Origin of the sequence: Blastococcus goldschmidtiae (assembly GCF_031845325.1) — a bacterium.
Taxonomy (GTDB): domain Bacteria; phylum Actinomycetota; class Actinomycetes; order Mycobacteriales; family Geodermatophilaceae; genus Blastococcus; species Blastococcus goldschmidtiae.
In genome coordinates this window covers 19,968-37,159 of record NZ_JAVREI010000008.1, presented here as the reverse complement: position 1 = coordinate 37,159, position 17,192 = coordinate 19,968, and the positions used below count along the sequence as shown (strand labels likewise).

Annotated in this window: 17 protein-coding genes; 15 read left to right on the top strand and 2 right to left on the bottom strand. The window is 71.8% G+C overall.

Going from position 1 to position 17,192, the window contains the following annotated elements:
* The 5 genes from RM425_RS12550 to RM425_RS12530 are packed head-to-tail and all read left to right on the top strand — an operon-like array spanning position 1 to position 4,892.
* Positions 1-942, top strand: a complete 942-nt coding sequence (locus RM425_RS12550; protein WP_311345550.1) for an ABC transporter permease — start codon at positions 1-3, stop codon at positions 940-942.
* Positions 939-1,835 (top strand): ABC transporter permease, encoded by an 897-nt coding sequence (locus tag RM425_RS12545; RefSeq protein ID WP_311345549.1) that lies wholly within the window; start codon positions 939-941, stop codon positions 1,833-1,835. The genes RM425_RS12550 and RM425_RS12545 overlap by 4 nt, the downstream gene beginning before the upstream one ends.
* Positions 1,832-2,869, top strand: coding sequence for an ABC transporter ATP-binding protein (locus tag RM425_RS21810; protein WP_311345548.1), 1,038 nt, complete (start codon positions 1,832-1,834; stop codon positions 2,867-2,869). Before RM425_RS12545 ends, RM425_RS21810 begins: the two co-directional genes overlap by 4 nt.
* Positions 2,866-3,738: an ABC transporter ATP-binding protein gene (locus RM425_RS12535; RefSeq protein WP_311345547.1), complete on the top strand. Its 873-nt coding sequence runs from the start codon at positions 2,866-2,868 to the stop codon at positions 3,736-3,738. Before RM425_RS21810 ends, RM425_RS12535 begins: the two co-directional genes overlap by 4 nt.
* On the top strand, positions 3,735-4,892 hold the full coding sequence (locus RM425_RS12530) for a DmpA family aminopeptidase (RefSeq protein WP_311345546.1): 1,158 nt from the start codon (positions 3,735-3,737) through the stop codon (positions 4,890-4,892). The genes RM425_RS12535 and RM425_RS12530 overlap by 4 nt, the downstream gene beginning before the upstream one ends.
* Before the next feature lie 7 nt (positions 4,893-4,899).
* On the opposite strand, the gene RM425_RS12525 is transcribed toward RM425_RS12530, so the two are convergent.
* The gene (locus tag RM425_RS12525; protein WP_311345545.1) at positions 4,900-6,507 is read right to left on the bottom strand and encodes a PucR family transcriptional regulator; all 1,608 of its coding nucleotides are present in this window, start codon (positions 6,505-6,507) and stop codon (positions 4,900-4,902) included.
* 96 nt (positions 6,508-6,603) lie between these two features.
* On the opposite strand from RM425_RS12525, the gene RM425_RS12520 reads away from it, so the two are divergent.
* The 7 genes from RM425_RS12520 (at position 6,604) to RM425_RS12490 (ending at position 14,073) form a co-directional block, all read left to right on the top strand.
* On the top strand, positions 6,604-8,142 hold the full coding sequence (locus RM425_RS12520) for a CoA-acylating methylmalonate-semialdehyde dehydrogenase (RefSeq protein WP_311345544.1): 1,539 nt from the start codon (positions 6,604-6,606) through the stop codon (positions 8,140-8,142).
* A 32-nt stretch (positions 8,143-8,174) separates the two neighbouring features.
* Positions 8,175-9,290 carry an alanine dehydrogenase gene (gene ald / locus RM425_RS12515; RefSeq protein ID WP_311345543.1) on the top strand — a complete coding sequence of 372 codons (1,116 nt, stop codon included), beginning with the start codon at positions 8,175-8,177 and terminating at the stop codon, positions 9,288-9,290.
* Positions 9,291-9,338: 48 nt separating this feature from the next.
* A complete protein-coding gene (locus RM425_RS12510) occupies positions 9,339-10,733 on the top strand; it encodes an aspartate aminotransferase family protein (RefSeq protein ID WP_311345542.1) in 1,395 nt (464 codons plus the stop codon).
* A 64-nt stretch (positions 10,734-10,797) separates the two neighbouring features.
* Positions 10,798-11,733 (top strand): quinone oxidoreductase family protein, encoded by a 936-nt coding sequence (locus tag RM425_RS12505; protein ID WP_311345541.1) that lies wholly within the window; start codon positions 10,798-10,800, stop codon positions 11,731-11,733.
* Positions 11,734-11,782: 49 nt separating this feature from the next.
* On the top strand, positions 11,783-12,025 hold the full coding sequence (locus tag RM425_RS12500) for a hypothetical protein (protein WP_311345540.1): 243 nt from the start codon (positions 11,783-11,785) through the stop codon (positions 12,023-12,025).
* Between the two features lie 48 nt (positions 12,026-12,073).
* Positions 12,074-13,612, top strand: coding sequence for an acetolactate synthase large subunit (locus RM425_RS12495; protein ID WP_311345539.1), 1,539 nt, complete (start codon positions 12,074-12,076; stop codon positions 13,610-13,612).
* A 47-nt stretch (positions 13,613-13,659) separates the two neighbouring features.
* Entirely contained in the window at positions 13,660-14,073 is a 414-nt protein-coding gene (locus tag RM425_RS12490) for a nuclear transport factor 2-like protein (RefSeq protein ID WP_311345538.1), read from the top strand.
* A gap of 45 nt (positions 14,074-14,118) precedes the next feature.
* Here the strand turns inward: RM425_RS12490 and RM425_RS12485 are convergent, their stop codons facing one another.
* On the bottom strand, positions 14,119-14,259 hold the full coding sequence (locus RM425_RS12485; protein WP_311345537.1) for a hypothetical protein: 141 nt from the start codon (positions 14,257-14,259) through the stop codon (positions 14,119-14,121).
* Positions 14,260-14,369: 110 nt separating this feature from the next.
* Between RM425_RS12485 and RM425_RS12480 the strand changes: the two genes are divergently transcribed.
* The 3 genes from RM425_RS12480 to RM425_RS12470 all read left to right on the top strand — a co-directional run bounded on the left by RM425_RS12480 (position 14,370) and on the right by RM425_RS12470 (position 17,190).
* Positions 14,370-14,837: an SRPBCC family protein gene (locus RM425_RS12480; RefSeq protein WP_311345536.1), complete on the top strand. Its 468-nt coding sequence runs from the start codon at positions 14,370-14,372 to the stop codon at positions 14,835-14,837.
* A 117-nt stretch (positions 14,838-14,954) separates the two neighbouring features.
* Complete coding sequence (locus RM425_RS12475; RefSeq protein ID WP_311345535.1) at positions 14,955-15,683, top strand: ATPase, T2SS/T4P/T4SS family; 729 nt, start codon at positions 14,955-14,957, stop codon at positions 15,681-15,683.
* 1,225 nt (positions 15,684-16,908) lie between these two features.
* Complete coding sequence (locus RM425_RS12470; RefSeq protein WP_311345534.1) at positions 16,909-17,190, top strand: hypothetical protein; 282 nt, start codon at positions 16,909-16,911, stop codon at positions 17,188-17,190.
* The last annotated feature ends 2 nt before the right edge of the window (positions 17,191-17,192 follow it).

The window sequence follows — 17,192 nt, the reverse complement described above, 5'->3', positions numbered from 1 at the left end:
ATGTCCCGGTTCGTCCTCCGCAGGCTCTACGGCCTGGGCGTCACCCTGCTGCTGACGTCGTTCCTGGTGTTCGGCGCCATGCACGTCGCACCGGGGGACCCGACGTCCTTCCTCCTCTCGGGCCGCACGCCCTCGCCGGAGGCTGTGGCCGCGGTGCGGGCGCAGTACCACCTCGACGACCCGGTGCTGGTGCAGTACGGCCGGTGGATCGGGGACGCGCTCACCGGCGACTTCGGCCGGTCGGTGCAGTTCCGCCAGGAGGTCGGGGGGTTGCTGGGTGCGCGGCTGCCGACCACCGTGGCCCTGGTGGCCTACGCCTCGGTGATCATGGTCGTGGGCGGGTTGCTCCTGGGCTTCCTGTCCGCCCTGCGGCCGGGAAAGGTCGACCGCGCCGTCCTGTTCGGGACGACGGCGGCGGTGGCGACGCCGAGCTTCGTCGCCGCGATCGGGCTGATCTCGCTGTTCGCCGTCGGCCTGGGCTGGTTCCCGACCTTCGGGGCAGGGGAGGGGCTGGTCGGGACCGTCCACTCCCTTACCCTGCCGGCGATCGCACTCGGGCTCTCCCTCGTCGGCCTGCTCGCCCGCGTCACCCGGGCGTCGATGGTGGAGGAGCTGCGGCGCGACCACGTCGACATGGCGCGGCTGCGGGGACTGCCCGAGGGTGAGGTGGTGCGGCGGCACGTCGCCCGCAACGCGCTGGTCCCGGTGGTGACGATCACCGGGACGATCGTCTCCGGCCTGCTGGTGGCCACCGCGATCGTCGAGACGGCGTTCGGGCTGCCGGGGATCGGGTCGATGCTCGTGCAGTCGGTGGTCACCCGCGACTTCCCGGTCGTCCAGGCGATCTGCCTGCTCGTGGTGCTGGCCTTCGTGCTGGCGAACCTGGTCGTCGACCTGCTGCTGCCGGTGCTGGACCCGCGCACCCGGGCGTACGCGTCGTGACCGCCGTCGCCCCGGGCCTGGCCGGTGGCCCCGCGACCCGGTCGTCGGTCGGCCGGCGTCGAGGGCTGCGGTGGGCGAAGGCGTCGGGACCCGGCTTCGCCGTCGCGGTCGGCGTGCTCGTCCTGCTGGCCGCGACGGCGGTGTTCGCGCCGCTGGTGGCGCCGTCGGACCCGTACGCCGTCGTGCTGTCGGACTCGCTGGCACCACCGGGCCCGGAGCACCTGCTCGGTGCCGACGACTCGGGCCGGGACGTGCTCTCCCGGCTGCTCTACGGCGCCCGCACCTCGCTGGTGGGCCCCCTCGCCGTGGTCGCGCTGTCCACGCTGTTCGGCGTGGCGATCGGCCTGCTGGCGGGCTGGCGCGGCGGCTGGGTCGATGCGGTGCTGTCCCGCGCGCAGGAGGTGGTCTTCGCCTTCCCCGGCCTGCTGGTCGCCGTCCTCGTCGTGGCGGTGATGGGGCCCGGAGGCGTCGCGCCGGTGCTGGCCATGGCGATCGCGTACGTCCCGTACGTCGGGCGGCTGGTGCGCAGCCTCGTGCTGCAGGAGAAGCAGCGCACCTACGTCGCGGCCTACCGGGTGGCCGGGTTCAGCGGCTTCTCCGTGGCCGTCCGGCACGTGCTGCCCAACATCGCGGGGATCGTGCTCGCGCAGGGTGTCGTCAACTTCGGCTACGCCCTGATGGACCTGGCGGCGCTGTCCTACCTCGGCCTGGGCGTCCAGCCACCGACGGCGGACTGGGGGGCCATGGTGTCCGACGGGCAGACCGCGATTCTCGAGGGTGCACTCGTCCAGGCCCTGGCGCCCGCGGCGGTGATCGTGGTCACGGTCGTGGCCTTCACGGTGGTCGGCGAAGGCGTGGCCGACCGGCTCGCCCGACGGGAGAACGTGCGATGAACGTGCTGGAGATCGACGGCCTCACCGTCGCGCTGCCCGCGGGCCGCGCGGCGCGCCCGCTGCTGTCCGACGTGTCCCTGCACGTCGCTCAGGGCGAGGTCGTCGGCCTCGTGGGGGAGTCCGGCTCGGGCAAGTCGCTCACCTGCCGCGCGGCGCTGGGAGCGCTCCCGCCGCGGGCATCGGCCGAGGGCAGCGTGCGCACCGTCGGGGACGACGTGTTCGCGCTGTCGGCCCGCGCGCTGCGCCGGCTGCGCAGCGAGAAGGTCGGCCTGGTGCCGCAGGACCCGCGTGCGGCGGTCAACCCCCTCTACCGGGTGGGCGACTACCTGGTCGAGGCGGTGCGTGCCGCCGGTGTGCCCCAGGCCGAGGCACGTGCGCGGGCGGTCACGCTGCTCGGGGACGTCGGGATTCGCGAACCGGAACGCGCGCTGAGGTGCTGGCCGCACGAGTTCTCCGGCGGCATGCTCCAGCGGGTCGCCATCGCGGGGGCGCTCGCCGGCAGACCTGCGCTCCTGTTGGCCGACGAGCCGACGACGGCCCTCGACGTCACGATCCAGGCCGAGGTCCTGTCGATCCTGCTCGACATCACCGCACAGCGCTCGGCCGGTCTGCTCCTCGTCACCCACGACCTGGAGCTGGCCGCCGCCGTCTGCGACCGGGTGTACGTGATGTACGCGGGCCGCATCATCGAAGCGCAGCCGGCGGCCTCGCTGTTCGCCTCCCCTCGGCATCCCTATACGGCGGGCCTGCTGCACGCGACGCCGTCGCTGGCCGGACCCGTCGGCCGGCTCGAGGCAGTGCCCGGCCGGCCGCTGGGCCTGGACGAGGCGGTTCCCGGCTGCTCCTTCTCGGCCCGGTGTCCCCATGTCCGCCCGACGTGCACCGAGGTGGTACCTGACCTCGTGTCGCAGCCGGGCGCCGGCGGCATTGCCGTCGCGTGCCTGCGCGCCGACGAGCTGCGCGACGAACTACGCCGTTCCGGGCCTGGTCGCGCCGACCCGGACCACCCCGTGCTCGAGGAGCAGCCGGCATGACCGCCTCCGGGCCTGACTGGGCGCTCGAGGTGCGGGGGCTCACCAAGACCTACGGGGAGGTCCGGGCCGTCGACGAGGTCAGCTTCGCCGTCCCTCGGGGCGGCGCCCTGGGTCTGGTCGGGGAGTCGGGCTCGGGGAAGACGACGACGGCCAGGATGGTGGTCGGCCTCGAACGCCCGGATTCGGGCTCGGTCCGCGTCGGCGGGACGGCGTGCGACAGGCCGCCGCGGGGCCGACGCGGCCGGCTGGCCCGGGCACGTGCCGTCCAGATCGTGTTCCAGGACCCGTACCTGTCGCTCGACCCGCGGGTACGCGTCACGGACAGCCTCGAGGAGGTCCTGCGCCTGCACGGCACGGGCGGCGCACGCGCGCGCCGCGATCGGGTCGGCGAGCTGCTCGACCAGGTGGGTCTGGGCACGCGGGAGCGGCAGGCCCTGCCCCGCGAGCTGTCCGGTGGGCAGCGCCAGCGGGTCGCCATCGCCCGAGCACTGGCTCCCGACCCCGACGTCCTGGTGCTCGACGAGGCGGTCTCGGCGCTCGACGTCTCGATCCAGGCCCAGATCCTGAACCTGTTGTCCGACATCCGAGCGGCTCGGGAGATCGCGTACCTGTTCGTCAGCCACGACCTCGCGGTCGTCCGGCACGTGTGCGAGGACGTCGTCGTCCTCCACCGGGGCGCTGTCGTGGAGCGCGGCGCCGCAACGGAGGTGCTCGCGAGGCCGACACATCCCTACACCCGGTTACTGCTGTCCTCCGTGCCCCGTCAGGGGTGGGACCCGGCGGCGATCGGACGCGCTCGACGGGCGCTGGACACCACGACCCCGGCCGCCGCGGCGGACCCGATCCCGACCCAAGGAGCACTGCAGTGAGAGCGCGCGATCTCGGCATCCGGATCGGCACGGGCAGCCCCGGGCCGCACAACGCCATCACCGACGTCGCCGGGGTGCGGGTGGGCATGTGCACCGTCGTCCGGGGGGACGGAGCGCTGCGGCCCGGCCATGGGCCGGTGCGCACCGGGGTCACCATGATCCTGCCCGTGGCCGACGGGATCTGGAACGCGCCGGTGTTCGCCGGCTCCCACCGCCTGAACGGGAACGGCGAGGTCACCGGGATGGAATGGGTGCGCGAGTGCGGGCTGCTCGGCTCGCCCATCGCGCTCACCAACAGCCACAGCGTCGGCGTGGTCCGGGACGCCGTCGCCCGGCTGCAGGCGCGGGAGCGACCGGGAGGGGAGCTGTTCTGGGCGATCCCGGTCGTCGCCGAGACGTGGGACGGCGTCCTGAACGACGTCAACGGCTTCCACGTGACGGCCGAGGACGCGATGGCCGCCTACGCCTCGGCCGGGGACGGTCCCGTCGACGAGGGCAACGTCGGTGGGGGCACGGGCATGACTTGCCACGGTTTCAAGGGAGGGACGGGCACCGCCTCGCGCCGGCTCGCCGAGGACGCAGGGGGATGGACCGTCGGTGTGCTGGTCCAGGCCAACCACGGCCGGCGCAGTCGCCTGACGGTCAACGGGGCGCCGGTCGGCCGCGACATCCCTGCCGACGTCGTGCCGCTGCCGATTCCTCCCGAGCTCCGTCGCGGCGCCGGCGCCGGCACCGGTGCCGGCGCCATGGCCGAGGGCGGCGGCTCGGTGATCGTCGTCGTGGCCACCGACGCGCCGCTGCTCCCGCACCAGTGCGACCGCCTGGCGCAGCGGGCTGTCCTCGGGATCGCGCGCACGGGCGGCACCGGCGAGCACTTCAGCGGCGACTTCGCGATCGCCTTCGCGACCGGCAACCGCCTCCGGGCGAGTGACTACGGTGCCACCGTTCCGAGGATCCAACCGGTCACGATGCTGTCCGACGGGCACATCGATCCGCTGTTCGACGCCGCCGTCGAGGCGACCGAGGAGGCGATCCTGAACGCGCTCGTCGCAGCTCGGACGATGACCGGCCGCGACGGGGTGGTGGCCCACGCGCTGCCGCACGACCACCTGCTGGAGGCGCTGGACGGCTGCGGGTTGCGCACGGTCGGCTGACCCGCGCTCACCCGGGCCGGCGAGCGGGCGGTGCGGCGACGTCGGCCTCCTGGTGGAGGGCGAGCAGGGCGAGGTGCAGCGAGAGCCGTGTCCGCGGCTGATCGAGGTCCCGGCCCAGCAGGATGCGGAGTCGGGCCAGTCGGGCGTAGGCGGCCGGACGGCTGAGCCGGAGGGCGCCGGCGAAGTGCGTCACCACGCCGCCGGTGTCCAGGTAGGCCAGCAGCGTCTCGAGCATCGTCCCGCGGGCCGGCTCCGCCAGGGCCAGCAGCGACCCCAGCTCGGCGTCGACGAACGACAGCAGCCGGCCGTCGTCCCGCAGCTGCCACAGCAGGCCGCGGGCACCGAGATCGGCGCTGCGCCAGACCCGGCGGGGTCGGCCGGCATCCATGGACGAGGCGACGTCCACGACGAACGCGGCCTCGTCCAATGCCGAGGAGAGGTCGGAGAACGCGGTGACCGGGCCCGCGGCTCCGATCACCGTCCCCTCGCCGGGCGGCAGGAGCGCCGCGACCCGATCGACCGTCGCCGGCTCGCCGTCCCGGGACCGGCAGGAGAGCACGAGGCCGACCCGTCCCGCGGCCAGGCGTCCCACCACGGCCGGCACACCTGCTGTCCGCGCCGCGACGACCGCGTCCTCCACCGTGTCGCGCTCGCGATCGTGCTCGGCGTCGACGACCACGGCCGTCAGCACGCCACCGGCCGGGAGTCCCAGCGCCCGAGCGCGGGCCCGCAGTGCCTGCTCGTCCAGCGTGGTGCTGCGCAGCAGGTCCTGCAGCAACTCGCCCTGCGCCTCCAGCTCCGGGCCCACCGGGTCGTCACCGAGCAGTCGACCGACGGTGAGGGCGTCGGCGGCGTGCTTCAGAACCATCGCCAGCGTCTCCGCCGCGTCGTCGTCCACGACCCGGCGTGGCACCACCAACCGACCCCAGCGCCTGGCACGCGGCCCGACCGGGGTCGTCGTCCACCCCTCGGGTCCGCCCGTCGACGGATGGGGGGTCACGGGCACCTGGCGTGAGCGCGCCGCCCAGTCCTCGAGCAGCGTTGCCGCGGGCACGCCCGCGGGGGCGAAGGACAGCGCCCGGTGGCCGAGGCCCTCGAGCACGACCGGATGGCCGGTGAGGGACGCCGCCTCCGCGAGCACTCGGGCGACCCCTCCTCCCTCGACGGCCAGGGACCGGAAGGCGTCGTGGACGCCCTGGGTGAACCGCATGCGCGTGAACTGGCTGTCGAGGATCTGCCCGTGGACCACCTCGGTGATCTCCACGAACCGGACGCTGCGCGTCAGTTCCACGAGCGGGAAGTCCAGCGCTCGGGCGGCCTGCACGAACCTGTCCGGCAGCGACCCGATGTGCTGGCCCAGTTCGACGGCCAACCCGACCGCGCCGGCTTCGCGGAAGGCCGAGACGTATCCGGGCAGGTCGGTCGCGGGGTCGGCCAGCGCCACCCCGGTGGACAGGACGAGCTCGCCGCCCTTCAGCGTGCCGGCAGGGTCGCGCTGCTCGCTCACATGCACCCACCGCACCGGGACGCCCAGGCGCGCGGAGCCGGCACGGACCCGCGGCAGCGCCGCCCGCATCACGGGCAGGTCCAGCACCTCGTCCAGGGTCGGGTACACCGGGTTCCTCGATAGTTGTCAGAGTGTCAGGTGACGTCGCAAGAACGGTACAGACCGTCACCTGACGTCGGAAGGGTTCGTCGCCACGCTGAGGCCATGACGACGACGGGCGCCGACGCCGTGCGGGCCGCACAGGATCTCCCGGTGCACACCCTCCACCACTGGGTGGGCGGTGCCGATCACGTGGGCGCCGGCGACCGGTTCTCCGCCGTCACCGACCCGGCGAAGGGCGTTCCGACCGCACGACTGGCGCTGGCATCCGCGGACGACGTCGACGCAGCCGTCGCCGCAGCCAAGGCGGCTTTCCCGGCCTGGCGCGACACCTCCCTGGCCCGGCGCAGCCACATCTTGTTCCGCTTCCGCGAGCTGCTCAACGCCGGCGCCGATGAGCTGGCCCAGCTGATCACCGCCGAGCACGGCAAGGTCCTGGCCGACGCGCGCGGCGAGGTCGCCCGGGGTCAGGAGGTCGTGGAGTTCGCCTGCGGCATCCCGCACCTGCTCAGGGGCGGGTTCACCGAGAACGCGTCGACCGGCGTCGACGTCTACTCGGTGCGCCAGCCGCTCGGCCCGGTCGCGATCATCAGCCCGTTCAACTTCCCGGCCATGGTGCCCATGTGGTTCTTCCCCATCGCCATCGCCGCCGGCAACACCGTGGTGCTCAAGCCGAGTGAGAAGGTGCCTTCCGCGGCGCTGTGGATCGCCCGGCTGTGGGCCGAGGCCGGCCTGCCCGCGGGTGTCTTCAACGTCCTCAACGGGGACAAGGTGGCCGTCGACGGCCTGCTCACCCATCCGGACGTCAAGGCTGTGTCGTTCGTCGGCTCGACCCCGATCGCCCGCTACGTCTACGAGACCGGCACCGGGCAGGGCAAGCGCGTGCAGGCCCTCGGCGGCGCCAAGAACCACATGGTCGTGCTGCCCGACGCCGACCTCGACCTGGCCGCCGATCAGGCCGTCAACGCCGGCTACGGCTCGGCGGGCGAGCGCTGCATGGCCATCTCCGTGGTCGTGGCCGTCGGCGACATCGCCGATGACCTGGTCGACCGGATCGCCAAGCGCACGCTCGGGCTGCGCACCGGCGACGGCCGCCGCGGCTGCGACATGGGACCTCTGGTCACCGCCGCTGCACGGGACCGAGTGGTCGGCTACATCGACGCCGGTGAGGCCGCGGGCGCAACCGTGGTCGTCGACGGCCGGGGGAGCGACGTCGACGCCGACGGGGAGGGCTTCTTCGTCGGGCCCACCCTGTTCGACCACGTCGGCACCGACATGTCTATCTACACCGACGAGATCTTCGGTCCGGTGTTGTCGGTGGTCCGCGTGGCGAGCTACGCCGAGGCCGTCGACCTCGTCAACGGCAGCCCGTACGGCAACGGGACGGCGATCTTCACCAACGACGGCGGTGCCGCGCGCCGGTTCCAGAACGAGATCGAGGTCGGCATGGTCGGGATCAACGTGCCGGTGCCGGTTCCGATGGCCTACTACTCGTTCGGCGGCTGGAAGAACTCGCTGTTCGGCGACACCCACGCCCACGGTGCCGAGGGCGTCCACTTCTTCACCCGCGGCAAGGTCGTGACCTCCCGGTGGCTCGACCCCAGCCACGGCGGCATCAACCTGGGCTTCCCCGAGAACAGCTGACCGACCCAACCCCCCACCGTCAGGAGACGCACGTGAACATCGGAGTGCCCCGGGAGATCAAGCCACAGGAGCGCCGGGTCGCCCTGACGCCGGACGCCGTCGGCGACCTGACGGCGTCGGGACACGACGTCTTCGTCGAAGCCGGCGCCGGAGCCGGTTCGGCCTTTCCCGACGCCGAGTACGCCACGGCCGGCGCGAAGATCCTGGACTCGGCCGACGAGGTCTGGGGCCAGTCGGAGCTGGTCTGCAAGGTCAAGGAGCCGGTCGTCCCGGAGTTCGACCGGATGCAGCGAGGCCAGGCACTCTTCACCTACCTGCACCTGGCCGCGTCCCGGCCGTGCACCGACGGGCTGCTCGCTCGTGGGGTGACCGCCATCGCCTACGAGACCGTGCGCGGCGCCACCGGCGGGCTGCCGCTGCTCGCACCGATGAGCGAGGTCGCCGGCCGGCTGGCCTCGCAGGTCGGCGCCGAGGCTCTCCGGACGGGCGCGGACAGCCGGGGCATGCTCTTGGGTGGCGTGCCCGGCACGCCACCGGCCAAGGTCGTCATCATCGGCGCCGGCGTCTCCGGCGTCGCCGCTCTGCAGATCGCCCTGGGCCTGCGGGCCGACGTCACGATCCTCGACCGCGACCTGGACAAGCTGCGCCAGATCGACCTCCGGTTCGGCAACCAAGTCACGACCCTCGCCTCGACCGCCACCACGCTGGAGCGCGAGGTGCTGGCCGCGGACCTGGTGATCGGCGCCGTCCTGGTCGCCGGCGCCCGAGCGCCGAAGCTGGTGACGAACTCCCTCGTCGCCCGGATGAAGCGGGGCAGCGTGCTCGTCGACATCGCCATCGACCAGGGCGGGTGCTTCGAGGACTCCCGCCCGACCACGCACGAGCAGCCGACCTTCCGGGTGCACGACTCCGTCTTCTACTGCGTGGCCAACATGCCCGGCTCGGTGCCCAACACGGCCACGAACGCCCTGACGAACGCGACCCTGCCCTACGTGCGCCAGCTGGCGGACAAGGGCTGGCGCGCGGCGCTCCGGGCGGACGACGGTCTGGCCGAGGGCCTGGCCACCTGGGACGGACAGCTGGTCAGCGCACCCGTCGGCGCGGCCCACGGCATCGCGACCGTCCCGCTCGCGACGGCCCTGGCGTGAGGTGCCGAGCGTGACCGACGATCTCGAGACTTGGACAGGAGCCACGCCATGACCACCTCGATCGAGCAGCCACCGGCAGGGGTCGCCGACGACACGGCAGCCCGCGCGGCGGACCACCTCTGGATGCACTTCGCCCGCCAGGGACGTCATCCGGAGACGCCCGTGCCGGTCATCACCCGCGGGGAGGGTGCCTACCTCTGGGACAACCAGGGCCGGAAAATTCTCGACGGCCTGTCCGGGCTCTTCGTCGTCCAGGTCGGGCACGGTCGACGGGAGCTGGCCGAGGTGGCCGCCAAGCAGGCCGCCGAGCTGGCGTACTTCCCGGTCTGGGGTTACACGACCCCGGTGCAGGCGGAGCTGGCCGAGCGGCTCGCGCACCTCGCGCCCGGCGACCTCAACCGGGTCTTCTTCACCACCGGCGGCGGTGAGGCGGTCGAGTCCGCGTGGAAGGCCGCGAAGCAGTACTTCAAGCTCATCGGCAAGCCGCAGAAACACAAGGTGATCAGCCGGGCGGTCGCCTATCACGGCACCACGCACGGTGCGCTGGCCATCACCGGGCTGCCGGCGATGAAGAAGGACTTCGAGCCGCTGGCCCCCGGTGGGTTCCGGGTGCCCAACACCAACCTCTACCGGCATCCGGAGTTCGCCGAGGATCCCAAGGCGTTCGGCCGCTGGGCCGCCGACCGGATCGAGGAGGCGATCCTCTTCGAGGGCGCCGACACCGTCGCCGCGGTGTTCCTGGAGCCGGTGCAGAACTCCGGTGGGTGCTTTCCGCCGCCGCCGGGCTACTTCGAACGCGTCCGCGAGATCTGCGACAAGCACGACGTGCTGCTGGTCTCCGACGAGGTCATCTGCGCGTTCGGCCGGCACGGTGCGACCTTTGCCTGCGAGAAGTTCGGCTACCTCCCGGACCTGATCACCTGCGCCAAGGGCATGAGCTCCGGCTACGGTCCCATCGGCGCGATGATCGCCTCGGAGAAGGTCATCGCGCCGTTCCTCCGCCCCGGCGTGGCGTTCCCGCACGGCTACACCTTCGGCGGCCACCCCGTCGCTGCGGCGGTGTCGCTGGCCAACCTCGACATCATGGCGAACGAGGGGCTCAACCAGCGGGTGCTGGACAACGAGGCCGCCCTCGGGGCCACCCTCGGCAAGCTGCTGGACCTGCCGATCGTCGGCGACGTCCGAGGGGATGGCTACTTCTGGGCCGTCGAGCTGGTCAAGGACAAGGCCACCCGACAGCCGTTCGACCTCGACGCGCGCGAGCGACTCGTCCGCGGCTTCCTGCCCGGAGCCCTCTTCGCCAACGGCCTGTACTGCCGGCCCGACGACCGCGGCGACGTGGTCGTGCAGGTGGCGCCGCCGCTGATCTGCGGGCAGCCGGAGTTCGACGAGATGGAGCAGGTCCTGCGGGCCACGCTTCTTGAGGCCCAGGAGCTGGTCTGACACCACGTCGACGGCACCGCAGGCATCTCTGGTGTCACGTGGTGGCGTCGAGTATGCAGACCCCATGCGCGCAGCCGGAGTGACCGAGTTCGGTGGGCCCGAGGTTCTCCACATCGTCGACGTCGAGCCCGAGCCGCTGGGGCCCGGCCAGGTGCGCCTCCGGGTGCAGGCGGCGACCGTGAACCCCACCGACACCTACGCCCGGTCGGGCGTCTACGCCGGGCGCGACCCGGTCAAGACCCCGCCGTGGGTCCCGGGCATGGACGTCGCCGGTGTCGTCGCCGAGGTGGGCGAGGGCGTCGACCACGTCGCCGTCGGCGACCTCGCGATGGGCGTCGTCGTCCCCTTCGGGCCGTACGGCGGCTACCGCGAGGACAAGGTGCTGCCCGGCGACTCCGTCGTCCGCGCACCCGAGGGTGTCGACGCCGTGGCCGCCGCGACGCTGCCGATGAACGGACTCACCGCCCGGCTGTCGCTGGACCTCATGGGGCTCACGGCCGGCCAGGTGCTCGCGGTGACCGGGGCGGCCGGCTCGTACGGCGGCTACGTGGTGCAGCTGGCCAAGGCCGACGGCCTCACCGTGATCGCCGACGCCTCCGAGGCCGACGAGCAGCTGGTGCGCGACCTGGGCGCCGACGTCGTCGTCCGCCGGGGGGACGACGTCGCCGACCGCATCCGCGAGCACTACCCCGAGGGTGTCGACGGACTGGCCGACGGCTCGGTGCAGGACGAGCTCGTGCTGCCCGCGGTGAAGGACGGCGGCGCGGTGGCGACCGTGCGCGGGTACCGAGGCGACGGGCAGCGCGACCTGCGCGTGTTCCCGACCCTGGTGCGCAAGGTGGCCGAGGACCGCGCGGCGCTCGACCGGCTGCGCCAGCAGGTGGAGGACGGCGCGGTGACCCTCCGGGTGGCCCGGGCGTTCCCCGCCGAGCAGGCCGCCGAGGCCCACCGGATGCTGGAGGCCGGCGGCGTCCGCGGACGGCTCGTCCTGACCTTCTGACCGAGTGGCCGGGCGGTGCTCCCCGGTCGCGGCGCCGGGGCAGGGGAGGATGACCGCCGTGATCCCCGATCCCTCCGCCCAGCGGCCGCCGGGCGGGCGCGCCCCGTTCGGTCTGCGGCAGCGGGCCATGATGCTGCTGCCGGTCGTGCTGCCGCTGATGATCTACGCGCTCATCCGCATCGGGGACTCCTCGCGCACCGGGCTCGTGGTCTGCGGCGCACTGCTCGCGGCGCTCGCCGTGGGAAGCCTGGTGCTGGCACGCCGGCGCGGCGCGGAGGTGCCGGAGGGCTGAGCCGCCCCGGTGTGGCCGCCAGCTGTGAGCCATGCCATGGTCGGAGCCGTGAACGGCGCACAGGCACTGATCCGAACCCTGGTCGACGCGGGCGTGGACGTCTGCTTCTCGAACCCCGGTACCTCCGAGATGCACTTCGTCGCGGCGCTGGACGACGTGCCGGAGATGCGGGGCGTGCTCACCCTCTTCGAGGGCGTGGCCACCGGCGCAGCCGACGGCTACGCGCGCATGGCCGGGCAGCCGGCGGCGACGCTGCTGCACCTGGGCCCCGGTCTCGGCAACGGGCTGGCCAACCTGCACAACGCGCGCCGGGGCCGGGCACCCCTGGTCAACGTGGTCGGAGACCATGCCCGCTCGCACAAGCGGCTGGACGCCCCGCTGGAGTCCGACATCGACGCCATCGCCGGCACTGTCTCCGGATGGGTCCGCCGCTCGCTGTCGCCGGCCGACGTCGCGGGTGACGCCGCGGAAGCGGTCGCGGCGGCCAAGAAGGCCGGCGTCGCGACGCTGATCCTCCCGGCCGACGTGTCGTGGGAGGACGGCGCCGAGCCCGCCGTGCCGCTGAACGTCCGGCCCCGGCCGCACGCCGCGCCGTCGCTGATCGAGGGCATCGCCGAGGTCCTGACCGGCGAGGAGACTGTGCTCTTCCTGGGCGGCGACGTGATGGCGTCCCCCGAGGGCCAGCTGGCCGCGGCACGGGTCGCCGCCGGCACCGGCGTGCGGCTGGTGACGGAGACCTTCACCGCGCGTACCGCGCGGGGAGCCGGGCTCCCAGAGCTGACCCGCCTGCCGTACCCGCCGGAGATGGCCATCGCGGCGCTCAAGGGCACCAGGCACCTCGTCCTGGCCGGCGCCACGGCACCGGTGCACTTCTTCGGCTACCCGGGCCTGCCCGGCCACCCGGTGCCCGACGACTGCACGGTGCACGTGCTCAGCGTCCCCGGGGAGAACGGCGTCGCCGCGCTGGAGGCACTGGCCGAGCTGGCCGCTCCCGGCGCCGAGCCGCAGGTGATGGAGCGGGAGACCCCCGAGCTGCCCACCGGGCCGCTGAACCCTCGGACGATGGCGGCCGTGGTCGGTGCGCTGCTGCCGGAGAACGCGATCGTCGTCGACGAGGCGCTGACCTCGGGTGCGGGCCTCACCGAGATGACCTCGGCCGGTCCGCGGCACGACTGGCTGTCGCTGACCGGCGGGGCCATCGGCGACGGGCTGCCGATGGCGCTGGGCGCGGCCGTGGCCTGCCCCGACCGGCCGGTGCTCGGCATCCAGGCCGACGGCAGCGCGATGTACACGATCTCGGCGCTGTGGAGCTACGCCCGCGAGCAGGCGAACATCACCACGATCATCTGCGACAACGGCTCGTACGCGATCCTCGAGCACGAGCTGACCCGGGTGGGCGCGGCGAGCGACGGCGAGCGGGCGCGGAAGCTGCTCGACCTGACCGGGCCGGCCCTGGACTTCGTCTCGATCGCGCAGGGTATGGGTGTTCCGGCGTCCCGGGCGTCGACCGCGGAGGAGCTGGCCGAGCAGGTGCGCTCGGCACTCGCGGAGCCCGGCCCGCACGTCGTCGTCGCCACCCTGCGGTAGTCCGGCGAGCCGTTCGCCGTCGCGGTCCGGGGAGGGAGCTGACCGGCATGACCGATCCGAATGACCTGGCGGCGCGTTCCGCGCGCGAGGTGCTCGAGGACCACCTCCGGCTGGCCGCGGATCCGGACGGGTTCGAGGCGGACATCGCACGCAACGTCGCCGAGGACGTCGTCGTGCTCACCGGGCGCGGGGTGTTCCACGGCATCGGCGGGGTGCGCGAGCTCGCCCGCCAGCTGACGGACGAGATCCCGGGCGGCGGGTGGACCTACGTCACCCAGCTCGTCGAGGGCCGGATGGGCTTCCTGGAGTGGATCGTGGACGAGGGCCCGTTCCGGGTGCGCGACGGGGCCGACTCGTACCTGATCGAGGGCGGCCTGATCCGGGTGCAGACGATCCACTACACGGTCGAGGACGACCACGGGAACGTGCTGATCCGGGCGGACGGCACCCGGCCCTCCTGACGCCGGAGGAGACGGCGCACCGAGGTGCGCCGCCCGTCCACCGGCTCAGTGCTTCTTGCTGCCGTGCGTCAGGTTGTCCATCTGGGACGACGTGTCGGCGGCGTTGCGCTTGTCCTGCCGCTTCTCCTTGATGGACTTCCCGGCGGGCTTCTTCGCTGTCGACTGCTTCGGGGACTTGTCACCCATGGCGTGTGCTCCGCTCGTCGGGAGCCTGGACGGCTCCGTGGGGCGACGCTACGCGCCGGAGGGCGCGGCGTGGCTGCCCCGTGGCACGCGGCGCCCGGCAGACTGCGGTCGTGGAGAACCTCGCGCACTCGTCGTCCGTCGTCGTCCGTGCCACGCCCGAGGCGGTGTACGACCTCGTGTCCGACGTGACCCGCACCGGCGAGTGGAGCGTGCAGTGCCGGGCCTGCTCCTGGGAGGACGACGGAGGGCCCCGGGTGGGTGCGTGGTTCACCGGCCGCAACGAAGCGGCCGGCCGCACGTGGGAGACCCGCAACCAGGTGACGGTCGCCGACCGCGGCGGGGAGTTCGCCTGGGAGGTCGGCAAGGGCTACGTCCGCTGGTCGTTCAGCATGGAGCGGGTCGACGGCGGCACGCGGCTGACGGAGTCGTGGGCGTTCCTGCCCGCGGGGATCGCCTTCTTCCACGAGGCGTACGGCGAGGCCGCGGAGCGACAGATCGCCACCCGGACCCGTGCCGCGCACGAGGGAATCCCGATCACGCTCGAGACCATCAAGCAGATCGCCGAGGGCGCCGGCTGACGTCGGGCGGTCCGAGGCGGCCGGCCGTTCACCCGGGCGGGTGGAGATGCGCCCCGTCGTCCACAGGTTGCCCTCGCAGGCCCGCCTCGGACTGATCGGTTCTCCTACAGTCCGCCCGTGGCGAGCGCTCTGGACGTGGTGGACGGGGAGGTCCGTGAGCTGATCCGTCGTCGCGGTCTGGACCCGTTCACCGATCCGGGGCCGGTGCGGCTGCTGGTGCGCGACGTCGTCGCCGACTACTCCGAGCGCTCGCTGACCTCGGCGCTGCCGCCGATCGGTGATGCCGAGTCCGTGGTCCGCGACGTGCTGGACCGGGTGGCCGGATTCGGGCCGTTGCAGCGCTACCTGGACGACCCGGAGATCGAGGAGATCTGGGTCAACGAGCCCGGCCGGGTGTTCATCGCCCGCCGGGGCCGGTCGGAGCTGACGACGACGATCCTCGCGCCGGGAGAGCTGGCCGACCTGGTCGAGCGGATGCTGCGCACCTCGGGTCGACGGATCGACATGTCGACACCATTCGTGGACGCGACGATGCCGGACGGCTCTCGGCTGCACGTGGTCATCCCGGACATCACCCGCCGGCACATGGCAGTCAACATCCGCAAGTTCGTGCTCCAGGCGCACTCGCTGGACGAGCTGATCGCGCTGGGCACCATCACCGTGCAGGCGGCCCGGTTCCTGGAGGCCGCGATCGCTGCGGGGCTCAACGTGCTGGTCTCCGGTGGCACCGAAGCGGTAGCAAACCACGTCGATCGCGCGCCGCTCACACGCCTATTGGCCTGCCAGGCGGCAGCTGCGAGACTCGCAGGGTCCTTTGACGCCCACGTAGAAGGAGCTCGCAGATGACGACGCCAGACATTCCGCCGCCCACTAACCCGTATCCCGAGGGCCTAGAGCCTCTCGCAGAAGAACCTGCGGATGGAACAGAGATTGAATTGATAGAAGTTGAGCGGGTTGTCCTCGAAGGGCAACGTGGCGTGGCCCCGTTCGTAGCAGCCGTCGCCGCCGGGGTAGTGGCGACTGTTGTCTACAACGGGGGCTCGTGGGTTATCAAGGAAGCATGGCAAGCGGGGACTCGGGAACCGGTTCCAACCCCTCGCCCTCCCGTGCTCTACGACAGGGGGAGTGGGATGACCTACTCGCGCCAACCGAATGGCACGTACGCACCCGCTGGGACCGCATCTCAAATTTGATCCCGGCAACTCGGCAGCATTGATGCAGGGTGTTCAGTACCGCGCGGGAGGTATATCGCAGCAAACAATCTCGACATGATGGTCGGAAGGCAGGCCGGGAAGACGACGCTCGACAACTGTACGAAGTGACATGGGTTCAGTCCGCCAAAGCCGCTGTTGAACACGTGTGTACCGCGCCGACTGTCAGCGAAATACTTTAGGCTTGAGCAGTGACGAGCACCTCGACCTGAATAGGGCCCCTACGGTGATCCCGTGGGAGCCCCTGCCGACGCGTTCACTGCGCGATGGAGACGCCTCGACGGCGCGACACCGAAGTGACCGCTATGGCGGAGGCCGAAGCAACCAGCGATCCTGGATAGGAGCTAACGATGCTGACGGGACTAGCGAGGTGATCACTACGGTGATCGACAGGATGAGGCGCGAGCGTTCCGATCCTCGGCGTAACGAGCCCTCGTCTTTATTGTTTATCTCGGGAATCGCAACCTTTGGCTTGGTCTCGATAGTCACTTCTGTCGCGACACTTGCGCTGCATGGTCAAGAGCCGACGACCCTATACGCAGAACGGATCATTGTCCCCGTCGGACTAGTTGTCGTCGCATTGGCAGTAGTGGCTCTATGCCTTTCGTTTGCCCTCTATGTCGAACGAAAGTCTTACATTGGCCGTAGCGTGGCACTGGGCGATAATCTGCGACAGAGAGTGCAACTTCGGCTCCTCTTCGATGATCACTCTTTTCAGGATCAGGTGGAAGAGGTGATGCACGCCCGTCGGGTACTGCTTGCAATTGGTGCCACGAGGGCAGTCCACCAAATAGACGCTGCGATGTGGGCCGTCATCGATGTGGTAAACCCGCCAGATCTCGAGGAAGACGCTCGACGGCGTGGCGCTTAAACGAACCGAGAAGGTCGCACTTAGTATCGCCGGCCTTGGATTCTTCGGGGCGATTGGTGCTGCCGCTATCGCGGTAACGGGGATCCCTGATCCGATTGAGCCTGGACCCCCGGATGGTTGCGTGGCTCTATATGAGAGCTACGTCGAGGGCATTGAGAGCAGCCCTGTTGCACGCGAGGCGTTACTTCCCGGCGAGGACGGCAGGTCTATCCTGTCGACCGATCCGTACGCTGACTACTGCGGATTCACGGCTATCACCTTCGAGGACTGAAA